Consider the following 19,289-nt stretch of genomic DNA (forward strand, 5'->3'; position numbering starts at 1 on the left):
CTGATCGTTCATCTGGCTGAGCTCCAAAATGTAGCCTTGAATCACGATCTCCCGAAGTTGGGAATCCCCTTTGTTAATTCCTCACTACGACCTAGTGAAATCGGCTCTGCTGCGCTGGTTTCGGCCACGATATGCGATTGCGAAATCGGCGTATGGCTGCGCGTGGGATCGAGGCAAAGCTCCGTAAGTTCCGCAATCGCCAGATCGTCAAGCGTTTCACCTGTGACCAGCCGACGGAGGGCATCTCTCTGCCACGCGGGGCGCTTCTCCGCCCATGCCACGAGGTCCATGAGGGCAGCTTTTTCGGTCAGCGGAGTGGATTGCGCGGCTGTGGCGCTCATGTTGCCCTCACAACTCCCCCTGGCCTGCCGACCGGCCTCGGAACGGCGGCACCTTGATTTCGTGTTCGCGCTGGCGGGCCTGCGCGATGTCGTAACTGTTCTGCATGCGCATGAGCGTATCCATCGACACGCCGAACGCCTTCTCGATGCGCAGCGCCATGTCCGGCGATAGCGCGGTGTGTTCGTTGATGAAGGCCGACAAAGCCGCCCTCGTGATGCCCAGGGCTTTCGCCGCGTCGGTGACGGAAAGACCGTGGGCCTCGACGACCTCGGCCCGGACGAAGCTGCCGGGATGAGCCGGGGACGCCATCCTGATCTTTTTCGCGGGAGCCACGGGCGGGAGCCTCCATGCTGATTCTCCGGTCAGCGTATCAGGGGGCGGTTTTATTCGTCAAACGTCAATTGACGGTTGACATAAAGCCGGCCTCATAGGCTCCCGTTATCCGAACCTTGCGGCGGACGGATCAACGCGGCGTGAGCCTTGGCGGCGCGCTTGAGGCCATCGGTCGGCTCCGGCGGAGCCGTAACCTGCTCGATAAGGCGCTTCTGGTCGTCCGGCGACAACGTGATGACGGTGGGGCTATCGGTGGACATCAGCGCTTCGGCGTTTGTGCTGTCGAAGTCACGGAAGACGTTGCCGCTGCCGCGTATGGGGTCATCGTCTTCCGGTTCAGCCATCGGGACTATCGGCCCGCCGGAGCGGAGTCGGACGTATCCGGCTCGAAGCTGATGCGCAGCCGGGACTTCGTGGCCTTGGCGAAGCGTTGCAGCGTCCGGGTCGAAGGCATGGTGCGCCCGCTTTCAAGCCGGGCGACAACGGCCTGGGTCGTGCCCATGGCCTTCGCCACTTCCTCCTGCGTCATGTCGGCTTCGCCGCGCGCGCGGATCAGCGCGGAGGCAAGCGCGAACTCCTCCTCCAGCGCGTCGTATTCGGCCATGTATTCGGGGTCTTTCCGCCATTCGGCGAAAGCCTCCTCGACCGGGATGAACTTGCGGCTCATAGAACCTCCTTCGCCCGTTTCAGGGCCAGCTCGATTTCGCGCCGGGGCGTCTTCTGGGTCTTCTTCGGGAATACCCTGACGACAACCACCCGGCGACCGGTTGCCGTGACATAGGCGGCGCGGGCAATGCCATCCTTGCCCTTCATGCGCATTTCCCAAAGCGGCCCTTCGAGATGCTTGATGTAGGGTTCTCGCATCCTTTCCAGGCCATGAGACTGGATCAGCCCGACGATTCGCTCGAAGCTCGCCCGGATGTCGCGCGGCATGGCGGAAAGCTCCGCCCTTACATCCGCATCCAAAAACTCGACTGACCACTCCATTACTAGAATATACCATTTTTGCAATATTTTGCAAGTGCTGCCTGCCCGCGCGTAGCGCGCCGCCGCCCGGCCCGATGCCGGGCGGCAATTTTTCGTCGGTCGCCGCAAGCGGAAACGCCGCCGGGATGCCCGGCGGCGCGATTTTTCTGCCCTGGCGGGCGGCCTATGCGGCCGCCCTTTCCCCTTCCTCCTGCTCCTTTGGCTGCAAGCCGATGAGGTAATCAGCGGCGCACTGCGCATGGGCGGCGGCGGTGAAGATGGCGCGCCTGTCGTCCTTCAGCGCCTTCAGCCATGAGCCGATATAGGCGGCGTGCTCGGCGCGCGGTTCCGGCGTCAGCGCCAGATCGGCGCAAACGAACGCCGCGCCCAGCTCGGCGACGAGTTCCTCCATCGCATAGCCTTCGTCTCCCCAACGCTTGCGGCCAAGGTCGCGGCCGAGGCGCTGCGGGGCCTTCGTCCAGTGAGTCAGCTCATGGGCCAAGGTGGCGTAAAATCCTTCCGGCTGCGCGAAGGCGACAAAGGGCGGCATCTGCACATAGTCGCCGGCGGCGGTGTAATAGGCACGGTCGCCGCCTTCCCTGATCTCCGCGCCGGTGGCGGCAAAGAAAGCCTCCGCCCGGTCGATGCGCTGCACGGGGTCGAGCGCCGGGGCCTGCACGGCATAGAAATGCGCGGGCAGTCCGTCCACCTGTTCGGCGTTGAAGACGGTGTATCCCTTCATGAAAGGAATTTCCCGCTCCAAATCCTCGCCGCTCGCCTCGTCCTGCTCCGTTCTGGTGATGGTGTTGGCATAGACGACAAGGCTCCCCTTCTCGCCCTTCCGCACCTGCCCGCCCAATTCCTGCGCCTGCTTGTAGGTCAGCCACAGCGGGGCGGTAAAGCCGCTGGCGGTTGCCGCCGCCCAAAGCATCAGGACGTTGATACCACGGTAAGGGACGCCGTTCGCCCGTAAGGGTCGGGTGATGCGTCCGGCGGCGCGGCCTGCGTTCCAAGGCTTGTGCCAAGGCCGGACTCCCTTCTCAAGATCGGCAACGATCTGGTCGGTAACTCTCTGGTAAATATCAGATTTCATTGGTTTTCTCCTAGTTTTTCGGTTGCGCATGCAACCGGACTAGGCCCGCGCCAATGAGCGGGGGGAGATCGACAAGGACCAGTGCGCCGGGAGGGGGATCACCCGGGATTCTGCGCCAACGGCGCGGAATATTGGGGAAACCCGGCGCGCTGCGCTCGCGTCCAGTCCTTGACGAAGGGGGGCTGCAAGCCCCCGTCTTCAGACGGCGGGCACCGGCCCGCGTGTCGAAGCGCCGGCAAAGCCGGCACCGCTACTCTTCGCGCGAAGGATCAAAACCGGATGGCGGAAACGGCCCGTGGCCGGTTCCGGGCGAAGCCTGCGAGCCTGGCCGCAACGCGGTCGCGCCCGTTCCCTGCCGCTGCCCTGTCCTGTTCAGCGAAGATCAGCAATCGCTCCCCGAGTCCCTTCCGAACCCGTGTTCACGACCTGCCTTTCCTGCCGGACCTGATGTGAATGTGCGCCGGCCTGTCCGTTCCCCGCGCAAGCGAAAAGCCCCGTATCCCCTGCCTTCACCACAAGGGTTGCAGGCGGGCGATTCCCCTCGGTTTTTTCGCATGCGCGCCGTCCATCCCGACGCCGGGGGCATTCACAAGGCCGGCAATCAAGCCGGTCGCAACAGAGTGGAGGAACTCATGAACCGCTTACTGACCATCGCCGAACTGCAACAGCGCACCGAGACGGAACTGCACGCCCTGTTCCGGCAGGCGTCGCAGGCTCTCGCCCGCACCGCCACCGGCACGCCGGAGCGCCGCAACGGCCTCGCCAGCATCGAGAATATCTCGCGGGCGCTGGCGATGACGGCGGGAGCGCGGGGCTTCTAGCCCCGACTTTCGCCGCCTGCCTTCTCCAAATCCCTGCGCAGCGCCTCGGCGGCGCGGGCGCAGTCAACCCAGGCCATCTGCCAATCAAGGAGGGCATCCTCGTCCATGCCGGATAGCGCCGTGAGCACGATGCCGTGGGCGGCAGCGCGGTCGTTGGCGGCGATCGCGTCCAGGGCGTTGCCGATCATGTCGCGCCATTTGCGCGCCGCCGGAATTTCTTCGCCGCCGAAAGACTTCGAGGCGCGGATGGCCTCCTGCAAATAGTGGGAGGCCTCATCAGGAGGCGGACAGGCTGAACGGAAATTCGCGGCATCTTTCTCCGCTTGTTTGCGAAGGAAACGGCTGATCTCTCCGCCGCCCTCGTTGCTGTCGTCGCGCACCTCGGCAATACGTCCGACGCGAAGGTGGCCTTCGACAGCACCGAATGCCGTCTCAGATCGCAGATAGGTGACGGTAGCTGTCGTGTTGCCGTTTTCATCGAAGATGTCGGCCCATGCCTTGCGCGGAAAGACGCGGGCGCGGTGCCGGCCTTCCAGATAGAGGTCGATCGTCTGAACCGAATCGATCCAGCAATCGACAGGCGGATGCGCGGCCAGATACGCCTCGCGGGCTGCCTTCGCCGCTGCGACGTAGCGCGGATCGTCCTGCGGCCGTCCTGTCCATTCCTCCTCGGGCAAGTCGTCCTCTGTCATCGGCATTGCTTTCTTCTCTCCCGTCTCGATGACCTGGATGCGGGAATGACGGTCGCCGCTGTGCGCGCGGTAAGCAGCAACGATCGCCGTAGCTTCGCGCAAGGTGGTGAAGGCAAGCGCGGCGCGGCGCTCGGAATGCCACCAATAGCGCGCGTCGATCTTCGACAGGTAGAGGATATGCGGCTGATAGTTGGAGGGGTCCAGCATATCGGCCTCGTAGCTCGGCGAGTCGATGTCCTGCGTGTAACTCGTCTCGACCTTCATGATCTTGAACATGCAACAGCGTTGCGCTGCTCTGCATGGTCAGCGCCACCCTTCGCCGCAACTATAGATCGAAATATGTCTGCGGATCGATGGTTTTCCACACGCGAAATTATGACAATTCTCGCGATGTGGATAGTTTTGTTTCTTTGTTTCCGTGTTTTCGCATCCACGCCGTAGAATACCGGCATGATTATTTCATTCCTCAATCAAAAAGGCGGCGTCGGAAAAACTACTCTCGCGGTCAATACGGCCGCCCGTCTCGCCCGCTCCGGCCATAAGGTCCTGCTGATCGACGCCGATCCGCAACAGACCTCCGCGCAATGGGCCAGCTTGCGCGAGACGACACCCTTCGTCGTCGCCTCGCTGCCGCGTCCGAAGATGGCGCGCGACGCGATGGCGATGGCTGCCGACTATACGCACACCATCATCGACGGCCCGGCGCGCGGCAAGGATATCGCGCATTCGGTCGTCATCGCCTCCGACCTCGTCGTCATTCCGATCGAGCCGGGCGGCCCCTCCCTGTGGGCAGCGGCCGAAACGATCGAGGCCGTCAACAACGGCCGGGCGCTGAAGGAACAGCTCGAAGCCGTGTTTCTGGTTTCACGGAAACAGGCAAACACGGTGATCGGCCGCGAGGCCAAAGCCTACGCCGCCGACGCCGGCATTCAGATCCTCCGCACGGAGATCCAGAACCGCGTCGTCTTCGCCGAGGCGCTGACGGCGGGCCGGACGATCTTCGAGTGGGCGGCAAAAAGCGAGGCTGCAAAGGACATGGACAAGCTGGTGAAGGAGTTGTTGCGTTATGGCGAGCACGAAAACATTCGCGGACCTGAAAAAGCCCGTCAGGCAACCGACGCCTGAGCAGATCGCCGCTTTCGAGGAAACCGGCAGGGCTTCCCCTTCCGTGAACACGGAAACACGGAAAGCCGCCAATGCGGAAAGCCGTGAACACGGCGATGCGGGAACCCGTATTCCCGCAAAGGCGGAATCCCGTGAACACGGAAACCCGCCTTCACAGAAATCCGCCGATACGGATTCACAGATCGCCGCAAAGCCTGAACCCCGGAAATCCGTGGACACGGAAACACGGATTTCCGGCTCCGTCGTGCGGCTGACGATCGACCTGTCGGAGCCGACCCACACGCGGTTCAAGACCGCCTGCGCCATGACGAAGCGCAAGATGGTCGATGAGGTTCGCGCCTTTATCGAGCGGCGCACGGCCGAGCTGGAAGAGGATGCCGGCCGCGCCTAGCCATCGGGCGATTCGCCGATGGCGGCGGCAACGGGCCGCTGCCGCATGTTTCGCATTGCGCTGAAAGGCGCGGAAACCCTTGCCGGACAGAACTGACTTGCTATAGCGCCGGACATTGCGGACAATTCGCATTGGTCCGTTTCGGGCCGCGTGAAATCATGCCTGATTTATTATGAGGATTTAGTGAACTAACAAAAAGAAAACCCGCCGAAGCGGGTGTTTCAAATCTTGATATTCGTGATGTGACAATCCGAATATCTCAAATTGCTAAAAACATCGCAAGCATATTTTGCGACGGATTTGTGCACCCTGAGTTTCTGCGGGTTTTCTCCATGCCAAAGGGAGGAAACCAGTGACTATGCAAACTGATCCGCAAGCCGCCTTCATCGAATCGGCGGCGCGTCTCAAGAACCGGATCGCCAGCCAGGGCGGGCCGGCGTCATCGGAGCGGGAGCCCGTGCCGGTGCCGCGCACCGAACGGGGCAGACGCTCGCTCAACACCTGCCATCGCTATGCGCAGACGGAGCGGCCGCGCAAGCCCGCGCCGCGCGACAGCCGGGCCTATGTGCCCGAGCTGGCCGCGCGCATCGAGGACGATCCGAACCTGAGCGACGGCGCGCGGCGCTGCGCCCGCAAGCTCGCCGAGCTGACCTACCGAGCGCACCGCGACGACAGGGCGCTGCCGGTGACAGTCACTTACCTCGCAAAAGCGCTCGGCCGTTGCCGGCGCACCGTGCAACGCTATCTCCGCCAGCTTGAGAGGGAAGGCTATGTCGCGGTCGATGTGGTCGTCTCGCAGCGGGCACGGATGTGCGTCGGCCTCATCGTGCGGCTGCTCTCGCCGCTCATGGCCGCGCATCACCGCCATCGCTGGCCGGGAAGCCTTGGAAATCCAGGGGCGACACCGGAGTCACTGAATCAGAGCAAGGGATATTATTCCAAGGCGAAGGACTACCATGCGAGGGTGGAAAGCCAGCGCATGGGGGTCCAGCAATGGGCCATGCGCTGCATGGACGGGATATTCCGCAGCTATATGGAAACAAAGCCGCTCGCCGGCCTGCCGCCGGTCCTGCCGGCATAGGGCAGCGGCTTCTCCGTCGATGCCGATTCCTGCCCGATTGCGGGCCGGAGAGTGCAGTATTGCCTTCAGGGGGTGGTTCGGGCCCGGTCAGGGCCAGAACGCATCCTGAGCGATCCTCGGCCAAAGGCGGCGGCGTCATGCCGCCAGCCTCCGGGCTGCGATCCCGTGATAGGCGGGGTCCAGCTCGATCCCGAGATAGTCGCAGTTTGCCTCACTGGCCGCGACCAGGGTCGAGCCGGAGCCGCAGAACGGGTCCAGCACCAGCCCGCCCTCGGGGCAGAATGCCTCGATCAGGGGCTTCAGCGCCGCCACCGGCTTCTGCGTCGGATGGAGCCGGTTGCCGCTGTAGGGGAAATCGATCACATCGGCCGGCGGGTTCGCCGGCAGCACCGGGCGGCCCTTGGCCAGCACGTAAGCGGATTCGTGCGTGTAGCTGACGAACCGCGCCCGCGAGGCATAGCGTTTGCGGAAGACGATATGGCCGACGATGCGGAATCCCGCCGCGCGCCAGGCGCTCATGAAGCGGTCTGTCTGGGTCCAGCCGTAGAAGCTCACGCACAGGCTGTCGTTCTTCAGGACGCGGAACATCGCGCGCGATGCCGGCTCCAGCCAGTCGGCATTGTCGTCGTTGGCGATCGAGCGCCCGTCGCGCGACTTGTAGCGGACGAGATAGGGCGGGTCCGTCAGGATGAAATCGACGGAGCGGGCCGGCATCTGCCGCATCACCTCGATGCAGTCGCCGTGCTGGATCGAATTGCGGAGCTGGTTGGTCTTGTAGGTCATGGCATCCTCCTGTCTGTTGCGGTTGATGCCGCGTGACAGGGCGGGCCGAAGAAGCCGGGCGCGCACCGCAAGGGGAATGGTCAACACGGGAGCCGGAGGCGAAGGAGCGGGCAGGCCATTGCGGGTTTGGCGCGGTCCGCCAGAACGCCGGTGTCAATGAAACCGCAAGGCAGGAGCGAGGCATGGCCGGACAGGCCAGCGCAGCCATCCTGACCAGTTTGTGCGCAATACGGGGTGGTGCGGTTGGTGCGATCACGGTGGCATGGAAACCGTCGATCCCAGGACCGGCATGCCTTCGCCCGCCAAGTCGTTCGACTTCGTGGTGACGGACGATCTTGCCGGCCTGCCGGTCTCGAATGCCGAACTCGACGCCATCGAAGCCTTTCTCGGACAGGCGCTGCGCGATTTGTTCTCAGCCGACTCGGAACCGCCGCAAATGCATGGTGAACTTGAGGAAATTCCGAAACGCCGGGGGGCCAGACAATGAAAACCGCACCTGCCGAACAGCCCGTCGCCTCACGCGCTGCGCTCTACATGCGCGTGTCCACGGGCCGTCAGGCCGAAAGCGATCTGTCGATTCCCGATCAGCGCCGCCAGGCCACCGCCTTCTGCAAGGCGCGGGGCTGGGAGGTCGTCAACGAGTTTGTCGATGCGGGCCTGTCCGGCACCACGGACAACCGCCCGGAATTGCAGCGCCTGCTCGATCTGGCGACGAACGGCGCGCCGCCGTTCGACGTGGTGGTCGTCCATTCCCTGAGCCGCTTCATGCGCGACGCCTTCCTTCAGGAAATGCACGTCCGGCGTCTCGCCAAGGCGGGCGTGCGGCTCGTGTCGATGACGCAGGATGTCGGCGACGATCCTGTCGGCGTCATGGTGCGTCAGGTCTTCGCGCTGTTCGACGAGTATCAGTCGAACGAGATTCGCAAGCATGTCAGCCGCTCGATGAACGAGAATGCCCGGCAGGGCTTCTGGAACGGCGCGGCTCCGCCCTTCGGCTATACCACGGTCGTGGTCGGGCAGCGCGGCGCGCGCTTCAAGAAGAAGCTCGCCATCGACCCGGTCGAGGCCGAGACCGTGCGCCTGATGTTCCGGCTGCTGACGGAAGGGGACGGCACCACGGGGCCGATGGGCGTCAAGGCGGCGGTGTGCTGGCTGAACGAGCGCGGCTATCGCACCCGCGGCGGCGCGCGGTGGGGCATCGGCCCGCTTTACAATCTGATCTCGAACACGGTCTACAAGGGCGAGGCTGTCTTCAACCGCATGGACTCGAAGACCCGGAAGCCCAAGCCCGTCTCCGAGCACATCATCGTGCCGGTCGATCCGATCATCGACCCGGCCGTCTTCGACGCGCTCCAGGCGCAGATGAGGGAGCGCAATCCCAAGGTTTTGCCGCCGCGCGTCGTCACCGGGCCGATCCTGCTGACCGGCATCGCCACCTGCGCCAGTTGCGGCGGGGGCATGACCATCCGCACGGGCAAGTCGGGGCGCTACCGCTACTATGTCTGTGCGGCGGCAGCGCAGAAGGGCAAGACCGCCTGCGCCGGCCGCTCGGTGCCGATGGACCGGCTCGACAATGCGGTCATGGACCGCGTCTCCGACGAGCTGCTGATGCCCGACCGCGTGGCGGACATGCTGCGCGGCCTGATGGATCGCCAGACGAAGAGGGATGAGGACTACGGCAACCGCCTGACGGCGCTGCGGGGCAAGCTGTCAGAGGCGGAAGGGCGGCTGACGCGGCTCTATCAGGCCATCGAGAACGGCATCGCCGATCCGAACGACCCGACGCTGAAAGACCGCATCGCGGCGGTGAAAACCGAACGCGACATTGCGCAGGCCGCGTTCGACCGCGCCGTCGCGGAAATGCGCCCGGAAGCGCGGATCACGGAAGAAAAGATCGCTTCCTTCGTCGGCACCATGCGCGACAACGTGCTGTCGGGCGACACGCCCTTCCGCCGCGCCTGGCTGCGCGCCGTCATCGACGGGGTGGAAGTCGATGACCGGGAAATCCACATCCACGGTCGCCGGACCGTTCTGGAGCGTCTTGTCATGGGAGGCGGGGCCACTCCCGCAGGAGTGCCCAGTTTTGTTCGCAAATGGCGCACCCGACACGATTCGAACGTGTGACCTTTGCCTTCGGAGCAATTTAGGCTGCCTATCCGAAATGCACGATAGAGCACGCTAGGCTACGATAACCCATTGAAACCACTGGACTATGGGGTTTTCTACGCCGAAATGTCTATCCAAAATTTCGCTCCGATCTTCATCCGGCTGCTTCCGTGGTGCTTCCGCGGAAACAGCCCCTCTCCAGCAGAGGAGAAGCCACATGGCAAAACTGACCAAGCGCATAGTGGACGCCGCCGACGTCCGTGAAAAGGACTACTTCATCTGGGATGACGAGCTGCCCGGCTTCGGCCTTCGCGTTTTCACCTCGGGCAAGCGTAGCTACCTCATCCAGTATCGCGCCGCCGGCCGGACGCGACGCTTCACGATCGGCCTGCACGGTATCTGGACGGCAGAGACCGCCCGGCAGGAGGCTAAGGTTCAGCTTGGTCGCGTCGCCAAGGGCGAGAACCCGTCCGAGGAACGCCAGCTCGACCATCAGGCCATCACCGTCAAGGAGCTGTGCGCCCTCTATGTCGCCGACCTGAATGCGGGACTGATCCTCGGCAAGGGCGGTCGCCCCAAGAAGCCGTCGACCATCGTCACCGACGCCGGCCGCATTGAGCGGCACATCATCCCGCTGATCGGCACGCGGCGGGTGAAGGATCTCGTCAAGGCCGACATCAACAAAGTCCTCAAGGACATCATGGCCGGCAAGACGCGAGTCTCTGTCAAGACGAAGAAGCTGCGCGGCAAGGCCATCGTGCGCGGCGGCGCGGGCACGGCGACCCGCACTGTCGGCCTGCTCGGCGGCATCCTCACCTATGCCGTCGAGGCCGGCATCATCGACCGCAATCCCGCCCACGGCTTGAAGAAGCCGAAGGACAATGTGCGCAACCGCCGTCTGACGGAGGCGGAGTATCACATCCTGGGCGACATTCTGCGAAACGCGGCCGAGACCGAGAAATACGCGATGACGGTCGACATCATCCGCCAGATCGCCATGACCGGCTGCCGCCGCACCGAGATGATCCGGCTCATGCGGACCGAGGTGGACGCGGCGGGCAGTTGCCTGCGCCTCGTCGACAGCAAGGAAGGCGCTTCCGTCCGCCCCATCGGGCTTCCCGTCGTCGAATATCTCGAGGAACGCTGCAAGGACCTGACCGGCACCTATGTCTTCCCCGGCCAGGGCGAGGACAACGCCTTCGGCAGCTTCCCGAACCACTGGGAGCAGATCTTCAAGGACACGCCGCTAGCCGATGTCACGCCGCACGTCCTGCGCCACAGCTTCGCCAGCATCGGCAACGATCTCGGCTTCACCGAGGTCACAATCGCGGCGCTGGTCGGCCACTCCAAGGGGTCAGTGACGAGCAAATACATCCATAGCCTCGACACTGCGCTCATCATGGCCGCAGACACCATCTCCGGCTACATCAAGGGCCTTCTCGATGGCGTCGCCTTCAAGCAGACCGCCTATGCCCTCGACCGGGATTCCCGGAAGGCGGCGCTGGCGCGTTTCCTCCAATCGGCGGCCGCCAACGAGCAGGAGGAGCTGCCTCTTGCGGCGTAACCGACACCATCAGGGGGTTTCAGTTATTGCAGTTGGAGCCCGCAACGACTATATTGGCTGGTCAGGAGAACCCATCATGGCCAGCCAAGTCGTCAAATTCGCCGGTCTCTCGGACCGCGACCGCAAGAAGGTCTCGCCTCTGCCCAAGCTGGCAGAGGGCGACCGCGTCGAGCTGCGCGTCCGGCGCCGCGACGGTCACGATGAGACCCTGGCCCTGCCGCCCGCGGCGGCGAGCGCCGTCGAGGCCCTGATCACGCACCTGCTCAGCGGCGAGCGCGTGGCGGTTCTTTCCGAGGATCAGGAGCTGAGCCCCACCGAGGCGTCCGAAATCCTCGGCATCTCGCGCCCGCTCGTCGTGCTGCGCATGGACCGGGGCGATCTGCCCTTCCGTTATGTCGGCAAACACCGCCGCGCCTCGCTCAAGGACGTGCTGACGCTGAAGGCCAAGCTCGACGTCCGGCGCAAGGCCATGCAGGACCTCGCCGCCGACGCCGAGGATCTCCATCTTCGCTATGGCGTTTAAGTCCGCCGTCGCCATCTACGATGCCTGCATCCTCTACCCCTTCCATCTGAGGAATGTCGTTGTGCAGGCGGCGGTCGACGGTCTGGTCGATGCGCACTGGACGGAGGCGATCCATGACGAGTGGATACGCAACCTACTGGCCAATACGCCGGGTCTTCCGCCCGAGCACCTGCAAGCCACCAAGCAGCTCATGAACGTCGCCGTGCCGGAGGCGACCATTACCGGCTATGATCGGCATATCCACACCGTGAGCCTGCCGGATCCCGATGACCGCCACGTCGCGGCGGCGGCGATCGAGGCTGGCGCGTCGATGATCGTCACCTGGAACCTGCGTGACTTCCCCGTCGCCGAGTTGAGGAAGCATGGTCTGGCGCGGCAATCGCCGGACGCCTTTCTCGTCAGCCTCTACGAGCAGGCTCCCGATATGCTGCTCGCCTCGCTGGCGAATGCGCGCAGCAATCTCAGCCGGACGCGCGTGTCGGCCGCCGATTTCGTCGGCATCCTGCGCGACCAGAGGCTGGTCAAGCTCGCGGCGCAGATCGAGAACCACGTCAGCGACCTCTAGGGCGGCTTTCCGGGTTTGCTGAAACCCGGTTCTCCAGCTCTGCGGGTTTACGGATTTACGATGCGAGGCTGTTCCTCAGTGCCCCTTGCGCTCACCAGGTGGGCAGGCAACAGCATCGTAATAGAATATAATTGTAGTTCATTTCAGAGGGATGTTTCCGCGAACATGGCCAAGAAAACGGTCGAAAGACTTAATCCGACACCCTCTACCGTAAAGAAGCTCTTCGCCTATAGCGGAAACCAGTGTGCCGTCCCCGATTGTCAGGAGCAGCTTGTCGACGTAAGCGGCGCCATGCTGGGCAAGGTCGCCCATATCTGCGCCGCCGAGAAAGGCGGGCCGCGCTTCGACGTTGACATGAGCAACGAAGACCGCCGCGCCTTTGAAAACCTGCTTCTGGTTTGCGGCAAGCACCATGACATCATCGACCATCAGCCCAATGTGACGACCTACACGGTCGAGGTGCTGGGCAAATACAAGGCCGATCACGAAGATCGTTTCAAACGGGCGGAGCTACAGCTCATCGCGCAGATCACGGACACGACCCAGGCCAGGCTGCCCACCTATCCGGAAACGCTGAAGCGGTTCGGAGAGGTCTTCGATGTCACCGACTCGATGAATCTCGACGAGGAAGTCGCCGGGCTGACCACCTTCATCGACAGGCTGAAGGAGCTTCCCCTCGAAGAGCGGGCATTCGCCATCAAGCTGGCCGAACGCATGAGACGTCGGGACGTCGATGACCTGCCGGCCGAAGACGTGGTCGGCGCGTTCAACCTTGGAAAAACCAGGCTGCGTCAGCATATGACTTTGCTGGAGCATCACCTGCTTGGCGATATCACCGAAGGGCATGGCTACCAGCAATATATCGTGCGGCTGTGGGACCCGCGATCCCGGCGGCAATCCCTGGGTAGAGATGCTGGAGTTCTGCGAAAAGACGGGCATCACCATCGACAGCCTCCTCTATGATCTCAATTTCGCGCAGTACGACGGCTGACGGCAGTATGGCGGCGCGGTCGCCTCCAACAGCCTCACGGCATCAGGACGGTTGATCGGGTTTGCCCGGCAGGGCTCGCAACCATCGTTTCCACGACTGTCTGCATTTTTGGCGGGGGAAAGCCTTCCCCCTGGCCGGCACTTCGTTGCCGGCGCACCCCCTTCTGCGGGGAGACCCCCAGGCTGTGCAGAAACTCGGCGACAATTCAGTGCAGGCGCGATGACGCGAACTGAATCGAGCGGGGTTCTTAGCCCCGCGACATCAGCGCCCCGGTCCCGAAGGCGTTCGAAGCGCGGATGATGTTGAATGCCAGGACCGAGAGGGCAGCTTCGGCTTTCACCCGCCGCAAACCCCGGGTCAGGAAGCGGCCTCCGCCAGACATTCGCTTGATGGTGCCGAAGGGATGCTCCACCGTGCAGCGCCGGATCGTCATGAGATCAGGGTTCTCGTGAACCCGACGCTCCATCCGATCGAGCGCGCCCTGATCCACGAGCCTGTGAATGGTGCGCTGATATCCTGGCGTACACTGCGGCTTGATGTGGCAAGTCTGGCACGCGGGCGTTCTGTAACGGATCGCCCGATTTCGGGTATGTTTGCCCTTGGGATGCATGGTTTCACCAGCCGGGCAGCGGATCGTGTCGGTTTCCTCGTCATGGACGAACTGCACAGGGCGGAAGTATTGCGCGCTCATCGCACCACGTTTGATCGGAGCCGCTACTCGTACACCGTCTTGCTCGCAGCGCGCGACCTCCTGCGCATTCGAGTAGCCTCCGTCCGCCAGCACTTCGAGCTGGTCGACGTCGAGCACTTGCTTTGCCGCAATCGCCATTGGATGCAGCAACTGGCTGTCGTTGGCTTCGTTGGCGACATCGTTGTGAATGATCAGGCCACTTTCGATATCGACGACACTCTGGAGATTATAGGCCGGGAACTTCGGCGCCCGGCCATACCCCATTGGTCTTGAATCCGGTTCTCCGAAGACCACGACGTTCGTATCGTGCTCAGCGAGCTCGGCCCGCCGCTTTTCCAAGCGCTGCTTGCGGCGTTCGAGCGACGCGATCGCGCCGGCAAAAGCCGCGCGATTGACCGTCTGATCTCGCGCGTCCGCCGGGTGTTGATCCGCTATGTTGAGACGGTCGAGATAGTAGGCGATTTCTGTTTCGGCGTGAGCGATGTCGCGTGCCAGACGATCTGCTCCTGCGATGTTCTTCGCGCTGGCAATCACCCGCATCTTGGTCCCGTCCAACGCCACCTTGCCGGGAGTGACAAGGCCGTTCTCGCGACAGAATCTGATGAATGCGGCGCCCGTGGCGATGATCGCTTCGGGATTATCGTGCCGGAACGCTGCGATGGTCCGATAGTCCGGGGTCATCCGCCGCATCAGCCAGATGGCCTCCAGGTCGCGCTGGCAGGCGCGCTCCAACTGGCGCGAAGAGCGCCACTGATTCAGGTAACCCCAGATATACAGCCGCAGCATATCGCCTGGATGATAACCGGGTCGCCCCGTTGCGGCCGAGATAGTGCGCTCAAAGCCAAGCGCCGTGAGATCGAGGGTTTCAACGAAGGCGTCGACGACCCGGACGAGAGATTCCTGCGGCACGTAGTCATCGACGCAGGCAGGTAAAAGAAGCGGCTGGCTTCGGTCATATCCCTCAATAAAGCGTCCCATTGTGCCTCCGTGCCGCAAGTAATGAAGTGTAGCATCCATGGGCAACTAACCCCAGTAAATGCTTGGCAATACGAGCAATATCTACTGCGGGCGCCACCAGAACATATTGCTCGCACCACTCTGGTGATAGACAAAGAAGCATCGGGGAACGCGCGCGCTGTCGCACGCTCGGCATGCGGACCATGATGAGGTTCTGGCAAGGTGGAATTGGATGGTCTCTGGCTCGCGGTGGCCTTCTTCCTCATCGCACTGATCTATGCGTCGGTCGGCCAGGCCGGGGCGTCTGGCTACATCGCGATCATGGCGCTGGTCGGCTTTGCGCCGTTGGCGATGAAGACGACCGCGCTCGCCCTCAATCTGCTGGTCGCAGCCATCGGGACAGCCATGTTCCTGAAGGCTGGAAGGCTGTCGTGGCGACGTGTCTGGCCTTTTGCGATCTTGGGCTTCCCGTTCTCGCTGCTCGGCGGATCTGTCCAGCTACCCCCGGATATCTATTATCCGGTCGTCGGGGTGGTTCTCGTCCTGTCGGCCGTCCAGATGGCGCGGACGGCCCTTCGTAGATCTGGATCATCTGCTGCCCTGCCAACCGATCCGCCCTTCATCCCGGCACTGGCAACGGGTGCGATCATTGGCTTCATATCCGGCACGACAGGGACCGGAGGCGGCGTATTCCTCGCGCCGGTAATCCTCGCGATGAACTGGGGTACAGCACGCCAGACTGCGGCGACAACCGCCGTCTACAACCTGATGAACTCGGCTGCCGCACTGCTTGGAGCCTATGCCTGGTGGGATCAGATCCCGAGTGCGCTACCCGGGTGGCTGATCGCCGTCGCTGTTGGCGGCTCGCTCGGGGCCTTCATCGGTAGCCGTTACCTACCCGAACTATGGTTGCGCATCATTCTGGCGGTAATCCTTCTCGCCTCGGGCGTGAGGCTGCTGTTCGGGTGACGGCCAGCTTACCTGTCACAACCGAGTTTCAGCGATCTCCCCACCGTGATGCGATTATCCCTGGTTACCCGATGAGGTGGAAACTATGGATCGTCCCGGTCTAGACTTCAGCCCATATGTCGATTAGTCTCGACATATGGAATCAGAAAACGCCATCCTTGCTTTCGCCGCGCTCGCGCAACCGACCCGCCTCGACGTGTTCCGCCTGCTGATGGAGCACGAGCCGGACGGATTGCCCGCGGGCGAAGTCGCCCGCCGGTTGGATGTCCCGCACAACACCATGTCCACGCATCTGGCGACGCTGACGCGCGCCGGTCTGATCGATGCCGAGCGGCACAGCCGCTCGATCATCTATCGGGCGCGGCTCGACGCTGTGCGGGAGCTCGCGGGCTTTCTCGTCAAGGATTGCTGCGGTGGCCGCCCGGAAATCTGCGCGCCGCTGATCGCCGATATTTCCCCTTGCTGCTCACCGCATACCCTCGCCGCCAAGGAGGCCACCCATGACTGACCGCATCTACAATGTTCTGTTCCTCTGCACCGGCAACTCGGCGCGCTCGATCCTCGCCGAGAGCATCCTGAACAAGGATGGCGAGGGTCGATTTCGTGCCTTCTCTGCCGGGTCGCAGCCGAAGGGCGCGGTCAATCCCTTTGCGCTGAAGGTTTTGAAGAGCTTTGACTATCCCGCCGAGGGCTTCCGCTCGAAGGGTTGGGAGGAGTTTGCCGAGCCTGACGTGCCTGTCATGGATTTCGTCTTTACCGTCTGCGACAGTGCCGCCGGTGAAGCCTGCCCGGTCTGGCCCGGCCAGCCCCTGACCGCCCATTGGGGGATCGAAGACCCCGCCGCCGTCGATGGGCCGGACATCCAGAAGGAAGCCGCCTTCGTTGCCGCTTTCCGCTACATGAAGAACCGCATCTCGGCCTTTACGTCCCTGCCGGTCGCCAGTCTCGACAAGGCGTCGCTCCGCACGAAGCTGACTGAGATCGGCCAGTCCGAAGGTGCGTCGTCTCCACGCAACAGCGCGGCGTGAGGCAGGCAATGGACGTCATCATCTACCACAACCCGGATTGCGGAACCTCGCGCAACACCCTGGCGATGATCCGCAATGCAGGCGTCGAGCCACATGTCATCGAATATCTCAAGACACCGCCGTCTCGGGACATGCTCACCCAGCTCATCGCGCGCATGGGTATCCCCGTCCGCGCCCTGCTGCGCGAGAAGGGCACGCCCTATGCTGAGCTTGGCCTGGGCAACCCGGCACTGAGCGACGAGGAGTTGCTCGATGCGATGATGGCGCATCCCATCCTGATCAACCGGCCCATCGTCGTCAGCCCGAAGGGCGTTCGGCTTTGCCGACCGTCCGACGACGTGCTCGACCTCCTGCCGCCGCAGCACGGCGCGTTCGTCAAGGAAGACGGCGAGCGCGTGATCGACGAACACGGCCGGCGCGTCGCAACGGCCTGAGGGGATCCTATGTCTACCTTCGAACGCTACCTGACCCTCTGGGTCGCCCTGTGCATTGTCGTCGGTATCGCACTTGGCCATTTTCTGCCGGGCGCATTTCATGCCATCGGCGCGATGGAAATTGCTAAGGTCAACCTGCCGGTTGCCGTGCTGATCTGGCTGATGGTCATCCCCATGCTGCTCAAGATCGACTTCGCCGCATTGGGCGAGGTCAGCCGGCACTGGCGCGGCATCGGCGTGACGCTGTTCATCAACTGGGCGGTGAAGCCGTTCTCGATGGCGCTGCTGGGCTGGCTGTTCATCGGCTGGCTATTCCGGCCATACCTGCCTGCGGACCAGATCGACAGCTATATTGCCGGCCTCATCATCCTTGCCGCCGCGCCATGCACGGCCATGGTGTTCGTCTGGTCGAACCTTACAAAGGGTGAGCCCCATTTCACGTTGAGCCAGGTCGCGCTCAACGACGCCATCATGGTCGTCGCCTTCGCGCCCATCGTCGGCCTGCTGCTGGGCCTGTCGGCCATCACCGTGCCATGGGGCACGCTGGTGCTTTCGGTCGTGCTCTACATCGTCATTCCCGTCATCATCGCACAGATCATTCGTCGCCGGCTTCTGGCGAGCGGCGGGCAGACCGCGCTTGACAGGCTTCTTGCAAAGCTCGGTCCGGCGTCTCTCGTTGCGCTGCTGGCGACACTCGTTCTCCTGTTCGGGTTTCAGGGCAAGCAGATCATCGCGCAGCCGGCGATCATCGGTCTGCTGGCCGTGCCGATCCTGATTCAGGTCTATTTCAACTCCGGCCTTGCCTATCTGCTGAACCGAGTGGCCGGCGAACAGCATTGCGTTGCCGGTCCCTCGGCGCTGATCGGCGCATCGAACTTCTTCGAACTGGCGGTCGCCGCCGCCATCAGCCTGTTCGGCTTTCATTCGGGTGCGGCGCTCGCCACGGTTGTCGGCGTGCTGATCGAGGTGCCGGTGATGCTCTCGGTCGTCTGGATCGTGAACCGCTCCAAAGGCTGGTATGAACGCGGCGGCAAAGTCTCCAGACTGGCGGAGGCGCATCGCTGATGCCGGACGAGCTTCCCAATCTTGATGCCGGTTGCGCTGATATTCCCGGCATTGACCGGCTGCGCGCAGCAACGCTCTCGACCCATCCACCGCGTATCCTGCTGCTTTACGGCTCGCTCCGGGAGCGATCTTACAGTCGCTTCCTGACATTCGAAGCCGAGCGTCTGCTCAAGCATTTCGGGGCCGAAACACGTATCTTCGATCCGTCCGGCCTGCCGCTGCCGGATGGGGCTGAGGTCAACCATCCCAAGGTGCAGGAACTGCGCGAGCTCTCGCTCTGGTCAGAAGGTCACGTCTGGACCAGCCCGGAGCGTCACGGTGCGATGAGCGCGGTGATGAAGGCGCAGATCGACTGGATTCCCCTTTCGGTCGGCGCGGTAAGGCCAACGCAGGGCCGGACACTCGCCGTCATGCAGGTCTCCGGCGGCTCGCAGAGCTTCAACGCCGTCAACCAAATGCGGGTGCTCGGCCGCTGGATGCGGATGGTGACGATCCCCAACCAGTCCTCCGTCGCCAAAGCCTTTCAGGAGTTCGACGAGGCGGGCCGGATGAAACCGTCGTCCTATTATGATCGAGTGGTCGACGTGATGGAGGAACTGATGAAGTTCACACTGCTGACGCGCGACGTCTCACCTTACCTGACCGAACGCTATTCCGAACGCAAGGAGAGCGGCGAGGCCCTGATGCGGCGGGTCAATCTGACGGTCGCGACCTGAACACTTTAACATTCCGGCATCATTGCTCGCGAAGTGACCAGTCTCTGAGGGCA

General features: G+C 63.1%; 25 protein-coding genes. 16 read left to right on the forward strand and 9 right to left on the reverse strand.

Going from position 1 to position 19,289, the window contains the following annotated elements; all coding sequences use genetic code 11:
• Positions 1-41: 41 nt before the first annotated feature.
• The 6 genes from FHS82_RS20100 to FHS82_RS20125 form a co-directional block, all read right to left on the reverse strand.
• Positions 42-341 (reverse strand): hypothetical protein, encoded by a 300-nt coding sequence (locus tag FHS82_RS20100; protein ID WP_208394381.1) that lies wholly within the window; start codon positions 339-341, stop codon positions 42-44.
• Between the two features lie 7 nt (positions 342-348).
• Positions 349-651 carry a HigA family addiction module antitoxin gene (locus FHS82_RS20105; protein WP_208394385.1) on the reverse strand — a complete coding sequence of 101 codons (303 nt, stop codon included), beginning with the start codon at positions 649-651 and terminating at the stop codon, positions 349-351.
• Positions 652-767: 116 nt separating this feature from the next.
• Positions 768-1,019 (reverse strand): type II toxin -antitoxin system TacA 1-like antitoxin, encoded by a 252-nt coding sequence (locus FHS82_RS20110; RefSeq protein ID WP_166956366.1) that lies wholly within the window; start codon positions 1,017-1,019, stop codon positions 768-770.
• 5 nt (positions 1,020-1,024) lie between these two features.
• On the reverse strand, positions 1,025-1,342 hold the full coding sequence (locus tag FHS82_RS20115) for a helix-turn-helix domain-containing protein (RefSeq protein WP_166956369.1): 318 nt from the start codon (positions 1,340-1,342) through the stop codon (positions 1,025-1,027).
• On the reverse strand, positions 1,339-1,608 hold the full coding sequence (locus tag FHS82_RS20120; protein WP_306766310.1) for a type II toxin-antitoxin system RelE/ParE family toxin: 270 nt from the start codon (positions 1,606-1,608) through the stop codon (positions 1,339-1,341). Before FHS82_RS20120 ends, FHS82_RS20115 begins: the two co-directional genes overlap by 4 nt.
• A 217-nt stretch (positions 1,609-1,825) precedes the next feature.
• Positions 1,826-2,734: an ArdC family protein gene (locus tag FHS82_RS20125; protein ID WP_166956375.1), complete on the reverse strand. Its 909-nt coding sequence runs from the start codon at positions 2,732-2,734 to the stop codon at positions 1,826-1,828.
• A gap of 632 nt (positions 2,735-3,366) precedes the next feature.
• On the opposite strand from FHS82_RS20125, the gene FHS82_RS20130 reads away from it, so the two are divergent.
• On the forward strand, positions 3,367-3,555 hold the full coding sequence (locus tag FHS82_RS20130) for a hypothetical protein (RefSeq protein ID WP_246225473.1): 189 nt from the start codon (positions 3,367-3,369) through the stop codon (positions 3,553-3,555).
• Here the strand turns inward: FHS82_RS20130 and FHS82_RS20135 are convergent.
• The gene (locus FHS82_RS20135; protein ID WP_166956378.1) at positions 3,552-4,523 is read right to left on the reverse strand and encodes a hypothetical protein; all 972 of its coding nucleotides are present in this window, start codon (positions 4,521-4,523) and stop codon (positions 3,552-3,554) included. The genes FHS82_RS20130 and FHS82_RS20135 overlap by 4 nt on opposite strands.
• A gap of 174 nt (positions 4,524-4,697) precedes the next feature.
• Here FHS82_RS20135 and parA point away from each other — a divergent pair, with 174 nt between their 5' ends.
• From parA to FHS82_RS20150, 3 genes are all read left to right on the forward strand, one after another.
• Complete coding sequence (parA, locus tag FHS82_RS20140; protein ID WP_166956381.1) at positions 4,698-5,372, forward strand: ParA family partition ATPase; 675 nt, start codon at positions 4,698-4,700, stop codon at positions 5,370-5,372.
• A gap of 211 nt (positions 5,373-5,583) precedes the next feature.
• Positions 5,584-5,763: a plasmid partition protein ParG gene (locus FHS82_RS20145; RefSeq protein ID WP_166956384.1), complete on the forward strand. Its 180-nt coding sequence runs from the start codon at positions 5,584-5,586 to the stop codon at positions 5,761-5,763.
• 358 nt (positions 5,764-6,121) lie between these two features.
• Positions 6,122-6,844, forward strand: coding sequence for a helix-turn-helix domain-containing protein (locus FHS82_RS20150; RefSeq protein ID WP_246225474.1), 723 nt, complete (start codon positions 6,122-6,124; stop codon positions 6,842-6,844).
• Positions 6,845-6,979: 135 nt separating this feature from the next.
• Here the strand turns inward: FHS82_RS20150 and FHS82_RS20155 are convergent, their stop codons facing one another.
• Complete coding sequence (locus tag FHS82_RS20155) at positions 6,980-7,627, reverse strand: DNA methyltransferase (RefSeq protein WP_166956390.1); 648 nt, start codon at positions 7,625-7,627, stop codon at positions 6,980-6,982.
• Positions 7,628-7,889: 262 nt separating this feature from the next.
• Here FHS82_RS20155 and FHS82_RS20160 point away from each other — a divergent pair, with 262 nt between their 5' ends.
• From FHS82_RS20160 to FHS82_RS20185, 6 genes are all read left to right on the forward strand, one after another.
• Positions 7,890-8,114, forward strand: coding sequence for a hypothetical protein (locus FHS82_RS20160; RefSeq protein ID WP_208394382.1), 225 nt, complete (start codon positions 7,890-7,892; stop codon positions 8,112-8,114).
• Entirely contained in the window at positions 8,111-9,751 is a 1,641-nt protein-coding gene (locus FHS82_RS20165; protein ID WP_166956396.1) for a recombinase family protein, read from the forward strand. The genes FHS82_RS20160 and FHS82_RS20165 overlap by 4 nt, the downstream gene beginning before the upstream one ends.
• Before the next feature lie 199 nt (positions 9,752-9,950).
• Complete coding sequence (locus FHS82_RS20170) at positions 9,951-11,297, forward strand: tyrosine-type recombinase/integrase (protein ID WP_166956399.1); 1,347 nt, start codon at positions 9,951-9,953, stop codon at positions 11,295-11,297.
• Positions 11,298-11,373: 76 nt separating this feature from the next.
• Positions 11,374-11,820 (forward strand): MerR family transcriptional regulator, encoded by a 447-nt coding sequence (locus tag FHS82_RS20175; protein WP_010398842.1) that lies wholly within the window; start codon positions 11,374-11,376, stop codon positions 11,818-11,820.
• On the forward strand, positions 11,810-12,385 hold the full coding sequence (locus FHS82_RS20180; RefSeq protein ID WP_010398844.1) for a PIN domain-containing protein: 576 nt from the start codon (positions 11,810-11,812) through the stop codon (positions 12,383-12,385). Before FHS82_RS20175 ends, FHS82_RS20180 begins: the two co-directional genes overlap by 11 nt.
• 165 nt (positions 12,386-12,550) lie before the next feature.
• A complete protein-coding gene (locus FHS82_RS20185; protein ID WP_010398846.1) occupies positions 12,551-13,348 on the forward strand; it encodes a hypothetical protein in 798 nt (265 codons plus the stop codon).
• A gap of 275 nt (positions 13,349-13,623) precedes the next feature.
• Here FHS82_RS20185 and FHS82_RS20190 read toward each other — a convergent pair whose 3' ends face one another.
• Positions 13,624-15,045, reverse strand: a complete 1,422-nt coding sequence (locus FHS82_RS20190; protein WP_166956402.1) for an IS1182 family transposase — start codon at positions 15,043-15,045, stop codon at positions 13,624-13,626.
• Between the two features lie 201 nt (positions 15,046-15,246).
• Here FHS82_RS20190 and FHS82_RS20195 point away from each other — a divergent pair, with 201 nt between their 5' ends.
• From FHS82_RS20195 to arsH, 6 genes are all read left to right on the forward strand, one after another.
• Positions 15,247-15,993: a TSUP family transporter gene (locus FHS82_RS20195; RefSeq protein WP_166956405.1), complete on the forward strand. Its 747-nt coding sequence runs from the start codon at positions 15,247-15,249 to the stop codon at positions 15,991-15,993.
• A 136-nt stretch (positions 15,994-16,129) separates the two neighbouring features.
• Positions 16,130-16,501: an ArsR/SmtB family transcription factor gene (locus tag FHS82_RS20200; RefSeq protein WP_010398858.1), complete on the forward strand. Its 372-nt coding sequence runs from the start codon at positions 16,130-16,132 to the stop codon at positions 16,499-16,501.
• Positions 16,494-17,021, forward strand: coding sequence for an arsenate reductase ArsC (locus FHS82_RS20205; RefSeq protein ID WP_010398859.1), 528 nt, complete (start codon positions 16,494-16,496; stop codon positions 17,019-17,021). The genes FHS82_RS20200 and FHS82_RS20205 overlap by 8 nt, the downstream gene beginning before the upstream one ends.
• An 8-nt stretch (positions 17,022-17,029) precedes the next feature.
• The gene (gene arsC / locus FHS82_RS20210; protein ID WP_166956408.1) at positions 17,030-17,455 is read left to right on the forward strand and encodes an arsenate reductase (glutaredoxin); all 426 of its coding nucleotides are present in this window, start codon (positions 17,030-17,032) and stop codon (positions 17,453-17,455) included.
• Positions 17,456-17,464: 9 nt separating this feature from the next.
• Entirely contained in the window at positions 17,465-18,520 is a 1,056-nt protein-coding gene (gene arsB, locus FHS82_RS20215) for an ACR3 family arsenite efflux transporter (RefSeq protein WP_010398864.1), read from the forward strand.
• Positions 18,520-19,236: an arsenical resistance protein ArsH gene (gene arsH, locus FHS82_RS20220; protein ID WP_010398867.1), complete on the forward strand. Its 717-nt coding sequence runs from the start codon at positions 18,520-18,522 to the stop codon at positions 19,234-19,236. Before arsB ends, arsH begins: the two co-directional genes overlap by 1 nt.
• Positions 19,237-19,289 lie beyond the last annotated feature (53 nt).

Source organism: Pseudochelatococcus lubricantis (assembly GCF_011762225.1).
In the GTDB taxonomy this organism is placed as follows: Bacteria; Pseudomonadota; Alphaproteobacteria; order Rhizobiales; family Beijerinckiaceae; genus Pseudochelatococcus; species Pseudochelatococcus lubricantis.